Annotated in this window: 19 protein-coding genes; 7 read left to right on the top strand and 12 right to left on the bottom strand. The window is 39.2% G+C overall.

Annotated features, from left to right (window positions below; all coding sequences use genetic code 11):
- Positions 1–147: 147 nt before the first annotated feature.
- Both MHB40_RS15650 and MHB40_RS15655 read right to left on the bottom strand, forming a co-directional pair.
- Complete coding sequence (locus tag MHB40_RS15650) at positions 148–588, bottom strand: GNAT family N-acetyltransferase (RefSeq protein WP_342440875.1); 441 nt, start codon at positions 586–588, stop codon at positions 148–150.
- 118 nt (positions 589–706) lie between these two features.
- Entirely contained in the window at positions 707–1,795 is a 1,089-nt protein-coding gene (locus MHB40_RS15655) for a glycosyltransferase (RefSeq protein WP_342532894.1), read from the bottom strand.
- A gap of 255 nt (positions 1,796–2,050) precedes the next feature.
- Between MHB40_RS15655 and MHB40_RS15660 the strand changes: the two genes are divergently transcribed.
- The 3 genes from MHB40_RS15660 to MHB40_RS15670 are packed head-to-tail and all read left to right on the top strand — an operon-like array spanning position 2,051 to position 4,560.
- Positions 2,051–2,650, top strand: a complete 600-nt coding sequence (locus MHB40_RS15660; protein WP_205444187.1) for a glycosyltransferase family 2 protein — start codon at positions 2,051–2,053, stop codon at positions 2,648–2,650.
- A 30-nt stretch (positions 2,651–2,680) separates the two neighbouring features.
- A complete protein-coding gene (locus MHB40_RS15665; protein WP_342440878.1) occupies positions 2,681–3,709 on the top strand; it encodes a polysaccharide biosynthesis protein in 1,029 nt (342 codons plus the stop codon).
- Complete coding sequence (locus tag MHB40_RS15670) at positions 3,706–4,560, top strand: sugar nucleotide-binding protein (RefSeq protein WP_342532895.1); 855 nt, start codon at positions 3,706–3,708, stop codon at positions 4,558–4,560. The genes MHB40_RS15665 and MHB40_RS15670 overlap by 4 nt, the downstream gene beginning before the upstream one ends.
- 47 nt (positions 4,561–4,607) lie before the next feature.
- On the opposite strand, the gene MHB40_RS15675 is transcribed toward MHB40_RS15670, so the two are convergent.
- Genes MHB40_RS15675 through MHB40_RS15685 form a run of 3 tightly spaced genes read right to left on the bottom strand, consistent with a single transcriptional unit; the run spans position 4,608 to position 8,069 of the window.
- The gene (locus MHB40_RS15675) at positions 4,608–5,360 is read right to left on the bottom strand and encodes an alpha/beta hydrolase (protein ID WP_342532896.1); all 753 of its coding nucleotides are present in this window, start codon (positions 5,358–5,360) and stop codon (positions 4,608–4,610) included.
- 24 nt (positions 5,361–5,384) lie between these two features.
- Positions 5,385–6,623, bottom strand: a complete 1,239-nt coding sequence (locus MHB40_RS15680) for a DNA polymerase IV (RefSeq protein ID WP_342532897.1) — start codon at positions 6,621–6,623, stop codon at positions 5,385–5,387.
- A gap of 48 nt (positions 6,624–6,671) precedes the next feature.
- Entirely contained in the window at positions 6,672–8,069 is a 1,398-nt protein-coding gene (locus tag MHB40_RS15685; RefSeq protein WP_342532899.1) for a PLP-dependent aminotransferase family protein, read from the bottom strand.
- 128 nt (positions 8,070–8,197) lie between these two features.
- On the opposite strand from MHB40_RS15685, the gene MHB40_RS15690 reads away from it, so the two are divergent.
- On the top strand, positions 8,198–9,361 hold the full coding sequence (locus tag MHB40_RS15690; protein WP_205444195.1) for a PLP-dependent aminotransferase family protein: 1,164 nt from the start codon (positions 8,198–8,200) through the stop codon (positions 9,359–9,361).
- A 620-nt stretch (positions 9,362–9,981) separates the two neighbouring features.
- Here MHB40_RS15690 and MHB40_RS15695 read toward each other — a convergent pair.
- Complete coding sequence (locus MHB40_RS15695) at positions 9,982–10,536, bottom strand: helix-turn-helix domain-containing protein (RefSeq protein ID WP_342532901.1); 555 nt, start codon at positions 10,534–10,536, stop codon at positions 9,982–9,984.
- A gap of 113 nt (positions 10,537–10,649) precedes the next feature.
- Between MHB40_RS15695 and MHB40_RS15700 the strand changes: the two genes are divergently transcribed.
- Complete coding sequence (locus tag MHB40_RS15700; protein WP_205444197.1) at positions 10,650–11,237, top strand: LysE family transporter; 588 nt, start codon at positions 10,650–10,652, stop codon at positions 11,235–11,237.
- A 42-nt stretch (positions 11,238–11,279) separates the two neighbouring features.
- Here the strand turns inward: MHB40_RS15700 and MHB40_RS15705 are convergent, their stop codons facing one another.
- From MHB40_RS15705 to MHB40_RS15730, 6 genes are all read right to left on the bottom strand, one after another.
- On the bottom strand, positions 11,280–11,402 hold the full coding sequence (locus MHB40_RS15705; RefSeq protein ID WP_255358819.1) for a hypothetical protein: 123 nt from the start codon (positions 11,400–11,402) through the stop codon (positions 11,280–11,282).
- Positions 11,403–11,772: 370 nt separating this feature from the next.
- Complete coding sequence (gene bioB, locus MHB40_RS15710; RefSeq protein WP_205444198.1) at positions 11,773–12,768, bottom strand: biotin synthase BioB; 996 nt, start codon at positions 12,766–12,768, stop codon at positions 11,773–11,775.
- On the bottom strand, positions 12,765–13,358 hold the full coding sequence (locus tag MHB40_RS15715) for a biotin transporter BioY (protein ID WP_342532902.1): 594 nt from the start codon (positions 13,356–13,358) through the stop codon (positions 12,765–12,767). Before MHB40_RS15715 ends, bioB begins: the two co-directional genes overlap by 4 nt.
- The gene (bioA, locus tag MHB40_RS15720) at positions 13,351–14,727 is read right to left on the bottom strand and encodes an adenosylmethionine--8-amino-7-oxononanoate transaminase (RefSeq protein ID WP_342532903.1); all 1,377 of its coding nucleotides are present in this window, start codon (positions 14,725–14,727) and stop codon (positions 13,351–13,353) included. Before bioA ends, MHB40_RS15715 begins: the two co-directional genes overlap by 8 nt.
- Positions 14,708–15,412: a dethiobiotin synthase gene (bioD, locus tag MHB40_RS15725; RefSeq protein ID WP_342532904.1), complete on the bottom strand. Its 705-nt coding sequence runs from the start codon at positions 15,410–15,412 to the stop codon at positions 14,708–14,710. Before bioD ends, bioA begins: the two co-directional genes overlap by 20 nt.
- A 192-nt stretch (positions 15,413–15,604) precedes the next feature.
- On the bottom strand, positions 15,605–15,787 hold the full coding sequence (locus MHB40_RS15730; protein WP_342532906.1) for a DUF4177 domain-containing protein: 183 nt from the start codon (positions 15,785–15,787) through the stop codon (positions 15,605–15,607).
- A 140-nt stretch (positions 15,788–15,927) separates the two neighbouring features.
- Here MHB40_RS15730 and MHB40_RS15735 point away from each other — a divergent pair, with 140 nt between their 5' ends.
- On the top strand, positions 15,928–16,392 hold the full coding sequence (locus MHB40_RS15735) for a hypothetical protein (RefSeq protein ID WP_342532907.1): 465 nt from the start codon (positions 15,928–15,930) through the stop codon (positions 16,390–16,392).
- 180 nt (positions 16,393–16,572) lie between these two features.
- The gene (locus MHB40_RS15740) at positions 16,573–17,271 is read left to right on the top strand and encodes a response regulator transcription factor (protein ID WP_205444207.1); all 699 of its coding nucleotides are present in this window, start codon (positions 16,573–16,575) and stop codon (positions 17,269–17,271) included.
- The last annotated feature ends 23 nt before the right edge of the window (positions 17,272–17,294 follow it).

Raw genomic sequence — 17,294 nt, forward strand, 5'->3', positions numbered from 1 at the left:
AAGCGATTCGGCGCTCGCCCGCAGGAAAGCAAGTAGCCTGCAACGGAAATACCTTTTCACTTTTCATAAAAATTCTATTGATGGTTTTGTTTTTCAACACTATGAAAGAAGCATTTTCATCCAAGATGAGATGCTTACAAGTTCAGCTTACATAAAATATTTAACATAATTACAATATTCATCTTGCTTCATTTGTAGCTTTTCATAAAGCTTGCGTGCATTTACATTGTCAGCCGCCGTTTGCAGTGTGACATAGCGAGCAGATTGTTGCTCACAATAGCGAAATACCTTTTCCATCAATGCCTTGCCCACCCCTAGGCCTCTAGCATCCTCTGTTACATAAATATCATTTAAAATATAGGCACGTTGTAAAGCGATGGACGAAAATGTTGGATATAATTGCGTAAATCCGATCACCTTGTCATCTACCAGCGCTATAAAAATGACGGATTCTTTCAAGGCCAATCGTAATTGTAAAAATGCCTTGGCACTGCTTATATCTGACTCAATTCCATAAAATTGACGATATTCATCAAACAGTTTTGATAAATCCTCTAGTTCATTCATTGTTGCTTGCAGTATTTCCATTCTAGTCTCCCCTTGTGTCTACCCATGATTGTCTAGCTTTATAAATCTAGTTTTTATTATATAGGAAATAATGGTATAAAGAAAAGAATACTCCTCTAAATCGAGAAAAGATTCACTTTTATTCACCTAAATAATTAGCAACCTTCTGGACGATCTGCCTCCAGTTTAATTCCTTGCGGGCAAATGCTTGGAGCTGTACACAAGTATCGGCCAGCAAGGTTTCCTGTGCTGCAACTTGTTGCAATGTCCGCCCTACCGCCTCCCAATCATGGGTAGGATGGATTGTACCAAAACGCTGTTGTTGCGTAATATCAGCAGCACCATCCACATCCGTTGTCACGATATAGCAACCATTTTTAGCTGCCTCTGCAAAGACGTGAGCATAGCATTCAACTAAAGATGTTAAGCAAAAAATTTTAGCCTTGCGATACTCCTCTTCTAGCTGAGCCTTATCAATAATCGGTCCTACCATCGTCACTTGAGCGGCAAGCGGATGATCATCCAGTAACAGTCTCAGCTCCTCTTGAAATGTGGCTGACATCGGCCCTACTAAACGAAGCTCCCAATCTGGCAGTTGTGCCGCTAAAAATGCTTTAACCGTCAACATAGTTTGCTTCTCCGGTGCATCTAAGCGCCCAACTGTTAAAATTCTATTTTCTTTCTCATGAAATGGCACTGGCTCTGTGGGAAAATGCTCAAAAAAGCCGTTGGGTATATGTTTAATTTCCAATTGCGAAAATTCTTGGATTGACGTTTGAATGGATGCACATTCGGAGGTGAGGAGATCACATAGCTGCAACAACTCTAAAAAATAGGGATAGGTTTTTAATCGATTTAACCAAAATCGATTGACATCTAATTTCATATAAATTTTTCCATTCGGATTGAAGTGCTTATAGGTTTTCAGAATGGCTAAATAGGATGGATACGGTCCTATGGCAAAGGCAATGTCGATATCCTTTGCATGCTTGGCTAAATAGGCATTCATATTCGCCACATAATCATCTTCAAATGGTACGGACTCAAATTTTACAGCGGGAAAAACTTGTTGAAGAAGAGCATCATTCATTTCTGTCGTTACAATAGTCACGTCATAGCCTAAATGTTCCCCCAATAAAATAGGCACTAGACACAAATCTTTGAAAATATGGGCATCTGAAAGTTTATAAGATTCCACGCTACAAATAAATGCGATTCTTTTTGTCATCGTATCCCTCTTTCTAAAAAAGCGCTCTGACTAGTTTATGACCTTGCCTGCTAAACGTGCTTATCTTAGTAAATTTTTGTCTCTCTTATGCCATTTCTCTAGCAACATAAAATTTCTATCTAAAAACAACTCTCTTAAAAACTTCCTAAAACAAGCAATTGCCTACAGTAGCACTACGTCTACGCATATTGTATTAAAGAATCTACTCAGTCACATAGAACAACTCTACGAATGCACATAGAATGGAGGGATCAGATGAAGATTAGTTTTTTATCACCTGCATTTAATAGCGAAGAATGGATTTTAACGATGCTTGATAGTATTCCTAAAGAATATGCCTATGAAATTATCGTGGTGGATGATGGCTCTACAGACAATACGTTAGCCATCTTACAGGACTATCAGACAAACTGTGCAGCTTTAAAAATCATCGTTCACCCAACGAATTTAGGTGCGAGTGTTGCCTATAATCGATGCATTGCAGAAGCGACAGGAGATTATATAGCCATCATCGATAGTGATGACCACTATTTACCCGCCATTCGCAATGTACTAGCACAAGTGGATGGTACATTTGATATTTACTATTACAACATGATTATTAAGAATGGCTTTGCTTTTATTAAAGACGAATCCAACCGCTACTCCTTACCTGGACAATTTAAAATTATCCGGAGAAGTTTAATTGGAGATGCGAAATTTACAATACGCAAAGATATAGCAGGAGATTGGGATTTTAATTGCGCCCTGATGGATAAAAATCCGACAAGTAAATATACTAACGAATTTGCTTACTGGTACAACTACCCGAGAGAAAACTCGGAATGTGATCTACATCAAAGAGGATTGAAATAATAGCGTGCAGGAGGTGTAACGAACCATACCATGTTTACAGATAAAATATTATTGATTACTGGCGGCACTGGCTCTTTCGGGAATGCCGTATTAAAGCGATTTTTAAATACGGATATCAAGGAAATTCGTATTTTTTCAAGGGATGAAAAAAAGCAAGATGATATGCGGAAACGCTATCAGCATAGTAAAATCAAATTTCATATCGGGGATGTCCGTGACATTCAAAGCATTCATAATGCTATGTATCATGTGGACTATGTATTCCATGCCGCCGCTCTCAAGCAAGTTCCCTCCTGCGAATTTTTTCCCTTAGAAGCTGTGAAAACCAATATTTTAGGAACAGATCATGTCCTAACAGCCGCCATTCAAGCTGGCGTCAAGAAAATCATTTGCCTTTCAACAGATAAGGCTGCCTACCCTGTCAATGCAATGGGCATATCCAAGGCGATGATGGAAAAAACGTTTATTGCGAAGTCGCGAATGGTTGATCCTCACCAAACCCTGATTTGTGGCACTAGATACGGCAATGTCATGGCTTCACGAGGCTCGGTCATCCCATTATTCATCGAGCAAATAAAGGCTGGGAAATCTTTAACGATTACAGACCCTCATATGACACGTTTTATGATGAGCCTTGAGGAAGCGGTAGAATTAGTATTGTACGCATTCTCACATGCTCAAAATGGGGATATTATGGTGCAAAAATCACCTGCTGCCACGATAGAAAATTTAGCACAGGCTCTACTTGAGATCTTTCAAGCAAACAATGCCATGCAAATTATCGGAACACGACATGGGGAAAAAATGTATGAAGTATTATGTACAAAGGAAGAAGCGGCAAAAGCTATTGATATGGGTCATTTCTATCGAATCCCGGCGGATAATCGGGATTTGAATTATGGAAAATACCTCGATGAGGGCTCTCCTAAAATTACATTAACGGATGAATATAACTCAAACAATACACAACAATTAAGTGTGGCTGACATCAAAGAAAAGCTCTTAACATTGCCTCTTATACAAGAAGAGCTCCTTCATTGGACAGGAGGAAAGCCATGAAATTTTTAGTACTCGGTGCTACAGGTATGGCTGGCCACACCATTGCCACCTATTTATGTGAACAAGGGCATGATGTAACAACTTACTCTAGAACCCCTTTTCCCTATGGCAATAATAGAACCGGTGATGTGACGGACGCCCATTTCTTAAGGTCGCTACTACTAGACAAAGATGTAGATGTCGTCATTAATTGTATTGGTGTTTTAAACAATGCTTGTGAGGCTCATCCAGCCCAAAGCATTTTACTGAATAGTTATTTACCGCATGCCATTGTTTCTCTCCTAGAAAATCGACAAACAAAACTCATTCATCTAAGTACTGATTGCGTATTTTCTGGTAAAAATGCTCCCTACTATGAAGAAAGTGTACGGGACGGGGAAACCTTTTATGACCGCACAAAAGGATTGGGAGAAGTGAATGACAACAAGCACATAACATTTCGTAACTCGATTATTGGCCCTGATTTAAAAAAGGATGGCATCGGACTCTTCAATTGGTTTATGCAACAAAAAAGCTCCGTATATGGCTATTCGGGTGCTATTTGGACGGGAGTAACAACACTTACATTAGCTAAAGCCATTGAACGCGCTGCCCAAGAAGATTTAACAGGACTCTATCATCTCGTAAATACGACAACTATTTCTAAACATGATCTGCTTCATTTATTGAATAAACACTTCCTCAACAACAGAATAAAAATTCTTCCTCATCAGCTCGTCAATGTCAATAAAACATTAATAAATACAAGAAATGACTTCTCATTTGTTGTCCCTAGCTACGAAGACATGATCATCGAGATGAAGGAATGGGTATTGCAGCATCAAGATTTATATCCTCATTATTTTCAATAATCAATACATCAACTCCATTATGGATGACGATTCGTAATGGAGTTTCCCTACTCAATAACTGTCCCCTCAGGTAATTGACCATCCTTAATCCAATTCTCTACAAAGCGATTAAAAAATGCAGGCTGGGCTAATGATACGCCATGACCGATGTTCTTCAATAGCACACCCTTGCTATGTGGATGATTTTGCACAAGTGCTATAGCGGATTTTTTCATGTTGTTTTTCTCTTTGTCTCCCACTGTTATTAAAATCTTTCCTTGGGCTTTGTGAAAATCAGGTGGGATGGAAAATAACATATTTTCTCGCAAAATTTGAATCAATGTATCTACCTTCATCGTGGCACTCTCTTGATAGTAACGTTCAAAATAATCCTCATGAATGTAGAGGGTTTTCGCTTGAAGTTTCGCAAATGCTTTATTTTTTATAAGCGGAAAGGACAGCCGAATAAACGGTTGAAGCATCCTTTCTACAGTAGGAGAGGGTATCACAAGCGCACTATTGATGATGGTATAATCGATTAAACTCGGTTTTAGACTTAGCATTTGAATAGCGATTTGCGCTCCTAAGGAGAAACCAATCACGATAACAGGCTTCTCATTGGCTTTTTCCTCAATAAGCAGCAGAAGCTCTTTAGCACTATGTTCAATGGAAAATGGATCGTCTGACATTAGCTCTGGTATAACACAATGGAAATGGGCAAAATGCTGAATTTGTTGATCCCACATCCAGCCTCCAACGCCCCCTCCATGAATAAACATCATTAAAGGATGATGAGCATCCCCATACTCCTTGTATTGCATAGATACCCCCACTTTCATTCCATCTCATTCATGGTCATCTAAGAAATCTTTACTAAAGCTTGTTTGTGATTGATAGGACGAACGTTTCCCTAAATCTACACCACGTTTGATAATCCCCTTGCCAAACCGTCCCTCCATTTCATCGACAAGCTTGAGAATTGGTTCATCTTTCGCATGCTCTTGAAAATCAAAAATCGATAATTGCTGTGAATAATCTTTTCGATCCACCACATTGGAAACTGTTACACCTAGTAATCTTACAGGAGATTCATCCCAATGCTTATCAAATAATGTACAAGCAATGTCGTAAATTTCTTCATAACGATAAAGGACATTGGACATTGTTTTTGAACGCGTATGATTATGCCAATCAGCATCACGAATTTGGATGCTGACAGTGGAACCCGCTAAACGCTTGGCATCAAGACGCTCCACCACTTTCTTACATAGACCTTCAATCGTTTTATGAAGTGTACGAACATCTGTTACATCTTCAGGTAATGTTGTTGAATTCCCAACGCTTTTCGTATCAAAGATTGCCTCTGGATCGACCATGCGCTGATCCATACCATTGGCCCTTGCTCGAAGTCGTACCCCATTCTTTCCTAAGATTTGCTTCATTTTAAATTCTTCTGTCTTAGCTAAATCACCTATCGTAAATATGCCTTGTGCATTTAATTTTTTAGCTGTACTTGCTCCAATCCCATGCATACTGACAACCTCACGATGCCACAACTGCTGTTCAATATCCCGTATCCGTAGTACAGTAATTCCCATCGGTTTCTTCATATCAGAAGCTGTTTTTGCTAAAAATTTATTCGGTGCAATACCGATGGAACAAGGTAAATCCAACTCAGCTAAAATGCGCGCTTGTATTTCCTGGGCAATACTTAAGGCATGTCGTTCCTTGCTTAACTCAGTCACATCCAAGTAGCCCTCATCAATCGAAACAGGCTCTACTAATGGTGTATAGCTTCGAAGAATGGTGAACATTTCTTTAGATGCTTGACGATACTTTTGAAAATCTGGAGGTAATAACAATAGCTCAGGACATTTTCGCTTCGCTTCATGAACAGTCATAGTTGTATAAATGCCTAGCGCCCTTGCTTCATATGAACAAGTTACTAAAATGCCACGCCGCTCCTTTGGGTTCCCTGCAATCGCGATTGGCTTACCCTTTAAACTTGGATCATGCGCTTGCTCCACCGAAGCATAGAAACTATTCATATCCACATGTAAAATAACGCGCCCTTTATGTGTCATGTACATCACCTCTATCCTATCTTAGCTTTATTATACCTTTCATCCCCTTTAATCAACAAATGCGTAATCACCATTACTTTCGAGTAAGTCCTTTAAAATCATTAAAGCTTGCTCAAGCTGAGATTCTGGCGCTGCAATGGCTAAACGAACGGCATTGACAGGCTTTGCATTCCCTACAGCAAAGCGTTCTGCTGCATAAACTTGTACACCAGCTTTCGAAGCCAACAATTCAAATTGAACACCCGTAAACTTGTCTGGCAATTGTAGCCACCTAAAAATACATTCCTCATCCCCTAAAATGTGATAATCTCCTAAATACTGATCGACAAGTGCATTTTGCTGCTTGGCATATGCTCGGTGTTTTTCTAATATCGTTTGGGCCACTCCCTCATGGATTAACCTTGCTGCAAGCTCCAGCATGATAGGAGAAACGGAAATATTGATATTATAGAGCGTTTCCATTATTTTTTTTCGAAGCGCAGGAGGTGTCACAAGGAAGGATAATCGTAAACCAGGTGAAAGCGTTTTAGATAGGCTAGCAATGTAAATTACCTTATCAGGTGCATAAGAAGCAAGCGGAGCAAGCGGCTGCTCCTTGAGAAAGCTATAGATAGCATCTTCAATCACCAGCAAATCCTTCTGTCTTGCCACGTCTGCAATCATTTTTCTTGTTTCCACTGACATCGTATGAGTCGTTGGGTTATGAAAATCAGGGATCACATAAATTCCTTTGATATGCTCATTTTTACAAGCATACAGTAACCCTTCTTTTGTCATTTCACCCTGACATTGCTGGATAGCTACAAGCTGGATACCGAGCATATTTGCAGCTGTTTTAATGCCGGCATAGGTAATCGGATCTGTACCAATGCGGTCGCCTGGCTGAAATAAAGCAGCGAGGGTTCCCACAATGGCATTTTGTCCACCTGCTCCTAGAAGAATAGGCTGATCTGTTTGAAAATTCACCAGTTCGAGAAGCTTCATCACGGCTTCATTTTGCCATGCATTGGCCTCAGGTCGCCCATATTGAAATAGCATGCTAAAACTAGGTTCGTTCATCATCTTTTTCATAAAGCGTGTAATGTCTTCATTCACAAAATTGTCTGGTAGAACCGAGCCCATTTCAATGATAGGTGTGGCATGGTTAGTTGGTAGTAACATTTTATTGCTAGCCGCATCTGTTGAAACAAATGTACCACTGCCAATCGAGGCATAGATTAATCCTTTTTGACCACAAAGCTTAAAGGCTCGCGTAATCGTACTCAAATTCACATCTAAAAAATCAGCTAATTCGCGTTGTGGTGGCAATTTTGTGCCAGGTACAAGCTTTCCATCCTTGATATCTTGCTCAAGCTGATGTGCAATGGCTATATATAATGGAGCAGAAATATTGCTAATATCCGGCTTCCAACTCATTGGATACTCGTCAAATGAATTAATAGGCATTCACTAGGCCCTTCTTTCTCTTAATTTGCATACAATAGTTTAATTGTCTTGCATACAATGATAATATTGTATGCACACGATGACAATGATATAATTTTTAAAAAATCAGAAAAAAAGGACCGATTATTATGCAATATTCTGAAAGAATCTTAAAAACACCATCCTCATTTATTCGAAATATTTTGAAAGTAACAGATGCGGAGGACGTTATTTCCTTTGCAGGTGGGCTTCCAAACCCCATCTCTTTCCCTATTGATGCATTGAGAGCATCCGTAGACCATGCCATTACGGTAAATGGCAGCAAACTATTTCAATATTCGTCAACACAGGGTTATGCACCATTGCGTGAATATATTGCCGCGAAATATCAACGTGTGCATGGACTTGATGTACATGCTGATGATGTCTTTATTACAACAGGTTCACAGCAAGCACTTGAACTTATTGGTAAAGTACTTATCAATAAAGGCGATGGCATTATCATCGAAGAGCCAGGTTACCTAGGAGCCATTCAAGCCTTTACTTTAGCGGAGCCAACTTTCCATGGGGTTACACTTGAAAACGATGGTCTTAATCTAGAAGAGTTAGAGCGTGCCCTACAACAACCAAATGTAAAATTCATTTATACGGTGCCAAACTTCCAAAATCCAACAGGGCTCACATATTCGAAAGAAAAGCGTGAACAAATTTATGAAATAGTGGCAAAATACGATGTTGCTTTAATTGAGGATGATCCATATGGAGAGCTACGTTTCCAAGGAGAGCCGCTTCCATATATCGGTGCTGGTAAATTAGAAAATAGTATTTTACTAGGTTCTTTCTCTAAAACGGTCACACCTGGTATGCGTCTTGGCTTTATCATCACGAAAAACAAAGAGCTTTTACAGCATATTGAAACAGCGAAGCAAGCGTCAGATCTTCATACAAATATTTTTTCGCAATATGTCATCTACGATTATTTAGCAAGTAATGATTACGCGGAACATGTAAAGAAAATTATCGCTTTATATAAAAATCAATCAGATGCGATGCTAAATGCGATGCAAGAGTTTTTCCCTGCCCATGTTGAATATACACGACCTGAGGGTGGAATGTTCATATGGGCAACAATGAAGGACGGTACGCCAGCCCTTGATCTTTTCCATAAAGCAATGGAACAAAAGGTTGCCTTTGTGCCTGGTGACCCATTCTATACATCAAAAACGAATGTGAATACAATGCGCCTAAACTACACAAATGCTACACCTGAAGTGATCCGCGAGGGGATTAAACGTTTAGCTAGTATTTTATAAAAATAGCAGCCGTATAAACGCTTTATAGAAGCGCTTATACGGCATATTGTTGAAAAAAGATGATGTCAACGGCAGAAAAAGCAACTTTGCAAGTGAGGGGTTGATTTCCGTTCCGCCAGCGACCTTTCCAGGGGGCGTCCGATGAGCCGCTTCACTCACTTCCGTTCGCTCCAGGGTCTCCTCTGTGACGCTAAATCCCCTAGGAGTGACGCTGGCTCCACTCCAATCAACCATTCTGCAAAGTGTCTTTACTTTTTTTAATAGTAGCATAGCGATCAAATCGCCCATTATCTGTATTCTTAACGGGGATAAGCTCTTATTTTCAGTGTGGAGAAGTGATGCGTGACAACACCTCTTCATAAAGAGTAGTGAGCACCTTCACTTTATTTGAAAACCTGTGCTAAAAAGTCAGTGGGTTGAAGTGGAAGGCTACTTGACTCCCGTGGGATAGCGAGACAGGCGAAGCCCTGCACGGAGCGGTAGCGGAGGAAGCGATTCGGCGCTCGCCCACAGGAAAGCAAGTAGCCTGCAACGGAAATCCATTTCTATCTTTCAATTGACTGTTTTGTTTTTCAACACTAAGCCGTATAAACGCTTTATAAAAGCGCTTATACGTTTTTTTAACGTGGGTAGTAAATAGACATACTAAGCCGTGTTACTGTAGTTCCTGGATTGCTATATGTGTGTGGACGGTCTGCCTTAAATCGGATGGCATCCCCACTTGTCAATCGATAATCCTGATCCTGTATGCAAATGAGTAATTCACCCTCGAAAACGGTTATATATTCCTCCGTTCCTTCTCGATGTGCCTCAGCATCTAACGTCCCATTTTGTTTGATTTCGATTGTATAAATTTCAAAGCGACTATCCTTTTGGAATGGAAAATGAGGGTAAACAATATATCGACCATGATCCTCCTTCAATACTTGAATATCTTTACCGCGAATAACCTCCGTCTCAGGTTGGGGATGATGAATAAGCTCTGTAAATGAAACCTTTAATCCATTTGCAATTTTCCAAATCGTTGTCAAAGTTGGACTGGATTCTCCCCTTTCAATTTGACCAATCATCGTTTTACTCACGCCACTAAGCTGCGAAACCTTCTCTAAGCTTAACTTTTCCCTTTCTCGAATTGCCTTTAAATTTCTTGCAAAAACTAGATGAATTTCTTCCATCCAAAAGCCCTCCTTGTATGTACAATATAGCGCACATTTCGTATAATAAAATGACCGACGTTATACTGTCTATTTCGGACATTATATCATACAACTTGAAAGAGGTGATTGATTTGCCTGTATTTTCCTTTTTACTATTTATCATCATTACAAGTTTTACACCTGGCCCTAATAATTTTATGGCGATGGTTTTTGCTAAACAATATGGCTTATCGAAAACGATTCCATTCTGTTTAGGCGTAGGGATTGGTTTTTTCATCATTATTGGTCTGAGTAGCTTTTTTAACACGGTCATGTTAAACATCTTGCCTGCCATTAAATTACCCTTAACCATATTTGGTGTAGGCTATATGCTGTACCTGGCTTATAAAATTTTAACAAGCAAAGAATTAGAGGATCACGACAACGAAGAAGAAAAACGAAACCTATTTTTTGTAGGCACGTTCGTTCAATTTATTAACCCAAAAGGTATTTTATTTGGTCTTACTGTTGTCGCAACTTACATCCTACCCTACTACTCATCCTACATAAGCTATCTCCTTTTCTCTTTATTTTTAGCTCTAGTAGGTGTAATCAGTACATTTAGTTGGGCGTTATGTGGCTCCGTTTTTCAAAAGGTTCTACAGCAATATCGACAACCGTTTAACATCATCATGGCACTTTTATTACTGTACAGTGCTGTTTCGATTGTTGTACATTAAAAAAACAGCCCTCTGTCGGTAGAGGGCTGCTTCGTCAGCAACTTATTTTGTATACGTTAAAACGGCATTTTTCTTGAATTTTGCTAAAGCTTCTGTTGCCTCATTTTTGTTCGTATACTCAAAAATTCGAACATCCTTCTTATCAAAAACTGTAATAACCCACATATGAAAAGCTCCCTTCATTCATTATTTTTGTAATATAACAACCACCAAAATTTATGATACGTCTCGTCAACTGTTTTATAACAATTCCTTACTTGATACTTATTTTACGCTGATTTTTTCAAAAAGAAAGCTTTATGTGAAGGTCTTCACAAACTGTTCAATTTCAAAACGCTTTCATTGAACAATTTGTGAAAACCTTGATTTTATAGGTATATAAACAGCCAGTGATGTCAGGCCTATCCGTTACTTTTTAATTTTTATCCACTATTTTTCGCTGCCTAACCACCACTTTTCAATTTCTATCCGCTTACAGCAAAAAACCGTACAAAAGTACGGTTTTGCTGTAGTAGTAGATTTTTATTTCATAAGCTTAACATAATACTTCTTCTTGCTTTTGCGTTAATTCAATCTCGAAACCTAAATCCTCCAACATGCGATAGTCACTATTCGCTTCTTGTCCTGCTGTTGTTAAATAATCGCCTACAAAAATACTATTAGCAGCATAGAGACCAAGTGGCTGAAGCGAGCCTAAATTGATTTCACGACCACCCGAAATACGGATTTCCTTTGTAGGATTGAGGTAGCGGAATAACGCTAAAACCTTTAAACAATAGCGTGGGTTTAAGTCCTTTGTTCCTTCTAGCTTTGTCCCATCAATTGCATTTAAAAAGTTTACAGGAATAGAATCCGCGTCTAATTGATGGAGGGCGCGCGCTATATTGACAACATCCTCCTTCGTTTCCTTCATCCCAATAATGGCACCAGAGCAAGGTGAAATTCCATGCTTTTTCACGATCTCCACCGTATTGACACGATCCTCATATGTATGTGAGGTCGTGATGAAGGAATGATGACGTTCAGATGTATTTAAATTATGATTGTAACGATCCACCCCCGCTTCCTTTAATTGCTGGGCCTGTTCTTCTTTTAATAAGCCAAGACAGGCACAAACCTTCAAGCCATATTTTTCTTTAATTTCAGTAACTGCCTCACTCACGACATTGACATCCTTACGTGTTGGCCCTCGACCACTGGCTACAATACAATATGTCCCAATCTTATTGTCAAACGCTCGTTTGGCACCTGCTAAAATTTCCTCTTTTGTAATAAAGGGATATTTTTCAATAGGAGCCGTTGATTTAGAGGACTGGGAGCAATAGCCACAATCCTCCGGGCAATAACCGCTTTTGGCGTTCATAATCATATTCAATTTTACTTTTTTCCCATAATAATGCCGACGAATCGTAAAAGCACCATCCATAAGCTGTAATAGCGCATCATCCTCGCTATTTAATATGGCAAGTGCCTCTTCATTGCTAATGATTTTGCCAGCAATTACTTCTTGAGCTAGTTGGTAATAATTCATATTACATTCTCCCCCTCTACGCGTGAAAATTTCACATTTCTTGCCGACTGAAATACTTTATACAATCGCTCAGCTAATAGCGCGGATGTGATAGCTAAGCAAAAATCAGCGACAATACTACTTAAAAAGCCGACAACCAAAACATGTGACCAGCTTGATTTCATATCTAACCAGAAATTCAATGCTACATATAAATAAGGAACGGCCACAGCATAAATAATGACCAGCCCTATAATCGTTACCGCAATAAAATGCTTTTTCGTTGGTGTCTCTATCCTTTCAATGATGAATCCAATTACATAGGCTGCTATGGCAAAGCCAATCAGATAACCAAATGTTGGCTGTAAGACATACGTGATACCACCACCCTGTGTAAAAACGGGCAATCCTACTAATCCCACACCGATATAGACAAGTTGACTATAAAAACCATTCCGACTACCCAGCAAACATCCTGCTAAAAATACAAAAACAATTTGTAATGTAAAAGGTACGACAGGCAATGGGATTTTAATAAACGCTCCGATCGCTGTTAGAGCAGCAAACATGGCGATCATGACAAGTGCTAATGTCTGATGACGCTTAACCAACCTGAGCCCCCCTGTCCTGGAAAAATTGTTCGATTGTCTCTTTCGTTGTCTGAATCATAAATGCCATTTCCTCTTCAGAAATAATATAAGGTGGCATAAAATACAAAACATTGCCGAGCGGTCTGATTAGTAAGCCTTTTGTTAAAGCCCGTTGATAAATTTGATAACCGATACGTTCCTCACTAGCGAACGCTTCCTTTGTCCATTGATTCGCTACAAGTTCAATCGCTCCCACTAAACCAACTTGCCGGTATTCACCCACATAAGGCATATTACGAAAAGCTTCCATGGCTAACGCTCGCATGCGTTGTCCCTTGTGCTGAATCATCTCCATCACTTGTTCCTCTTCAAACATCGTTAACACTTCAAGTGCCACACGACAGGCTAATGTATTGCCTGAATAGCTATGCGAATGTAAAAAAGCCTTCATTGTTCCGTAATCATCATAAAAAGCTTGATAGATTTGCTCTGTTGTTAAGACAACAGATAATGGTAAATAACCACCTGTTAGACCCTTTGATAAACACATAAAATCTGGCATGATGTCCGCTTGTTGACAGGCAAATAATGTACCAGTCCGACCAAAACCTACAGCAATTTCATCTGCAATGAGGTGCACATCATAATGTGAGCACAACGCCCGTAAGCGCTGTAAATAGACAGGCGGGTACATTTTCATACCTGCTGCAGCCTGAATTAATGGTTCAATAATAACTGCCGTAATTTCCTCATGATACGCTTGAAGTTGTTCCTCAACAAATTGACTACATGGTGCATTACAGCTTGCTGGATCTTCCTGAAATGGACAGCGGAAGCAATCTGGCCCTTTAGCACGAACAGTATCTAATAACAGAGGCTGGTAAACTTCATTGTAAAGCCCTACCCCTCCTATGGATAAAGCACCAATAGTTTCTCCATGATAGGCATCCGTCAAGGCGAGAAAGCGCTTTTTTGCTGGTTTCCCCGTCTGCATATGGTATTGAAAGCTCATTTTCAGTGCAACTTCAATAGCAGATGAGCCATTATCGGCAAAAAAGACTTTATGTAATCCCTTGGGTGCTAGCGCTGTTAATTTTTCAGCTAACTGTATGGCTGGTTCATGTGTAAAATTAGCAAAGATCGTATGCTCTAATGTAAATGCTTGCTCACTTAAAGCTTGGCTAATGCGCGGATTGGCATGGCCAAATAAATTAACCCACCAAGATGATACAGCATCCAAATAACGCTGATTATGCTCATCATAAAGCCATACGCCCTGCCCCTTTTTTATGACGATTGGTGGAAATGCTTCATAGTCCTTCATTTGTGAGCATGGATGCCAAACATGACGTAAATCTCTTACCTGTAAATCAGTTAATGCTTGTTTCATAGTTAAAAAGCCTTTCAAACAGTGTGGTATGTGTCATGGCATAATCCATTAGCTGTGATAGATCCTGTAGCTGTGGAATAATCGCATAGGGCACAGGATGGTACTGTAAAATTGTTTTTATATTATCTTGTTCCATGCTGCTGCCCGTGTCTCCATTAAACACTATGCCAAGAATGTCGATTTGACGAGAGCGCAAAGCCTCCATTGTTAACAATGTGTGATTGATCGTCCCAAGGGAAGTCCTTGTGACAAGCACTACTGGCAGCTTGCTACTGATGATGACATCAAGCAATGTCATACCATTTGGAGCAGTAAATGGAACAAAGAGTCCACCCGCTCCCTCACATATCACGACATCATAGGATGCTTGTAATAATTGAATACGCAATAATAGCTCTTTGACATCAATTTGCTGCCCCTCCAGTTGCGCAGCAAAATGTGGTGATGCAGCTTCTCTAAATGAATAGCTATTGAGGTGCTCTTGTTGAAGCTTTTGTAAGGAATACTTTTCATACATGGCTGTATCGTGATAATAGCCACGACCATTTTCGTATAGCTCTCCTGTTTGCACAGGCTTGTATGGTGAAACTTTCAAACCTTGTTTTTGTAAATGACACATCAACATTGTGGTGACAATTGTTTTCCCAACATCCGTATCTGTACCGACAACCCAAAAATGTTGCATTGTTAACCTCCCCCTTTTTAAGTTAACCATTAACACTATTTAAGTTAACACATATATTTTTGTTTTGTAAATGCTATTTCTATATTTTTCTGAATACACTATTTTTCTTAATAAAAACAGCAAATTATGTATTAAAATAAGAAAACACTAAACTCCCACCATTTATGGCAAGAATCTAGCGTTCCTTAATAGTCATTCTATTAATCTCTCAAAAATGATTTCATAGTCTGTTGGTTTTCCATGTCCATTATAGGCAATCGGCAATACTTGCACTAAACGCCAACCTTGCTTAGCGTATTCTTCGATTGTTTGCTGATGTGTAGCTTCCTGAAAAAAGCTACCTAAATGTATTTGTACAAATTTATCTTCATACATTGACTCACCCCCTTGTAAATCTTTATGTAACTACTTAGGCAGGGTTTCAATAATTAGTCAGTTCTCCCTATCGATTATTATGAAGATTTTAAAGGATTTTAATCTTCACTCGTAGTATTAAACTACATGGGGGTGGTAGTATGTTTGGCATTTTTAAAGAACCAGAAAAGATCATCGATACATATGAACAAGTACATTCAATTTTAAAAGCATTACTTACCTATGAACTAAGAGAATTACCGCATCGTTATGAATTTTGGTATCGTGTGGCCATTTTTCAGGAGGAGTTTCGCACATTACAAGCAGAGCATCGAGCAAAAATTTCCATGACTTCTGCGGTAGGACGTTTTCATCAAATACAATATGAAACGATGACACAAAAATTAGCAAAGTTTGAGCGCCTCTCCGATATTTATAAACTGTTTTGTATTGAAGAAGAACGAGAGGTATTAAACCATCGGCTCTCTTTTCATCAAGAAGATATTGCTGCTATCTATGATCATATTCAGCATAAAGAGCTTTATACTTACAGTGATACTGTTCAACAGCAATTTTGGGCGGCCATACGTGATGATCTACTCAATGCTATCGCACACCTCGATTAATTTCTTGGAGACTTCATTTTCTAGTGGGAAATTGAAGTCTTTGTTCATTTATAGCAAACCTACATGATTACTTTGACCTACGGATGATTGCAGATTTTAAAATCACGCAAGTCCTAAGCCTTCTCTTTCCCATCCTAGACGAAAGTTGGTATATTTAAAAGAGGAAGGTGATTGATAGATATGTCGAACGAGAAAATTTTAATAGTGGAAGATGATATAGATATTATGGAGGTTTTATCGCTTACGCTAGCTAATGCTAACTATAGCGTAGTAAAGGCATCCACTCTATCCAGTGGCTGGCATCTCGCTGTCACGCAACAACCTGATTTAATCTTGTTAGATGTTAATTTACCAGATGGTACAGGCTTCGAGTTAGCCAAAAAAATCCGTGATGTGTCGGATGCCATTATCATTTTTGTGACCGTCAATCATCTAATCGAACAGAAGCTTGAGGGCTTTGAGGTTGGTGCAGATGATTATATGACAAAGCCATTTATTCCAAAAGAATTATTGGCCCGTATCCAAGCAAATTTAAAAAGAAGAAACCCATCAAAGAAAAGTAATATTGTACATATTGATAATTTGTCCATCCATTTAGATGAGAAAAATGTTTATAAGGATGGTCAGCTTGTAAATTTATTTACGAAGGAGAAGCTGCTCCTCTTTTTTCTAATTGAGCATGCAAATCAAGTGATCAGTGTTGATCAACTCATTGATCATGTTTGGGGCTATGATGGTGTCACTGATTTGAAAACCGTATCTGTCCATATAAGTACTCTTCGTCGTAAAATTGAAGATATCCCCTCAAAACCGAAATGGATTCAAACAGTGAGAGGTTTTGGCTACCAATTCGTCTATAAAAAAGAGAGTGGTGAGTAGGAAGAAAACGCTCACCACCCCTT

The organism is Lysinibacillus sp. FSL K6-0057, assembly GCF_038630885.1.
Lineage (GTDB): Bacteria > Bacillota > Bacilli > Bacillales_A > Planococcaceae > Lysinibacillus > Lysinibacillus fusiformis_F.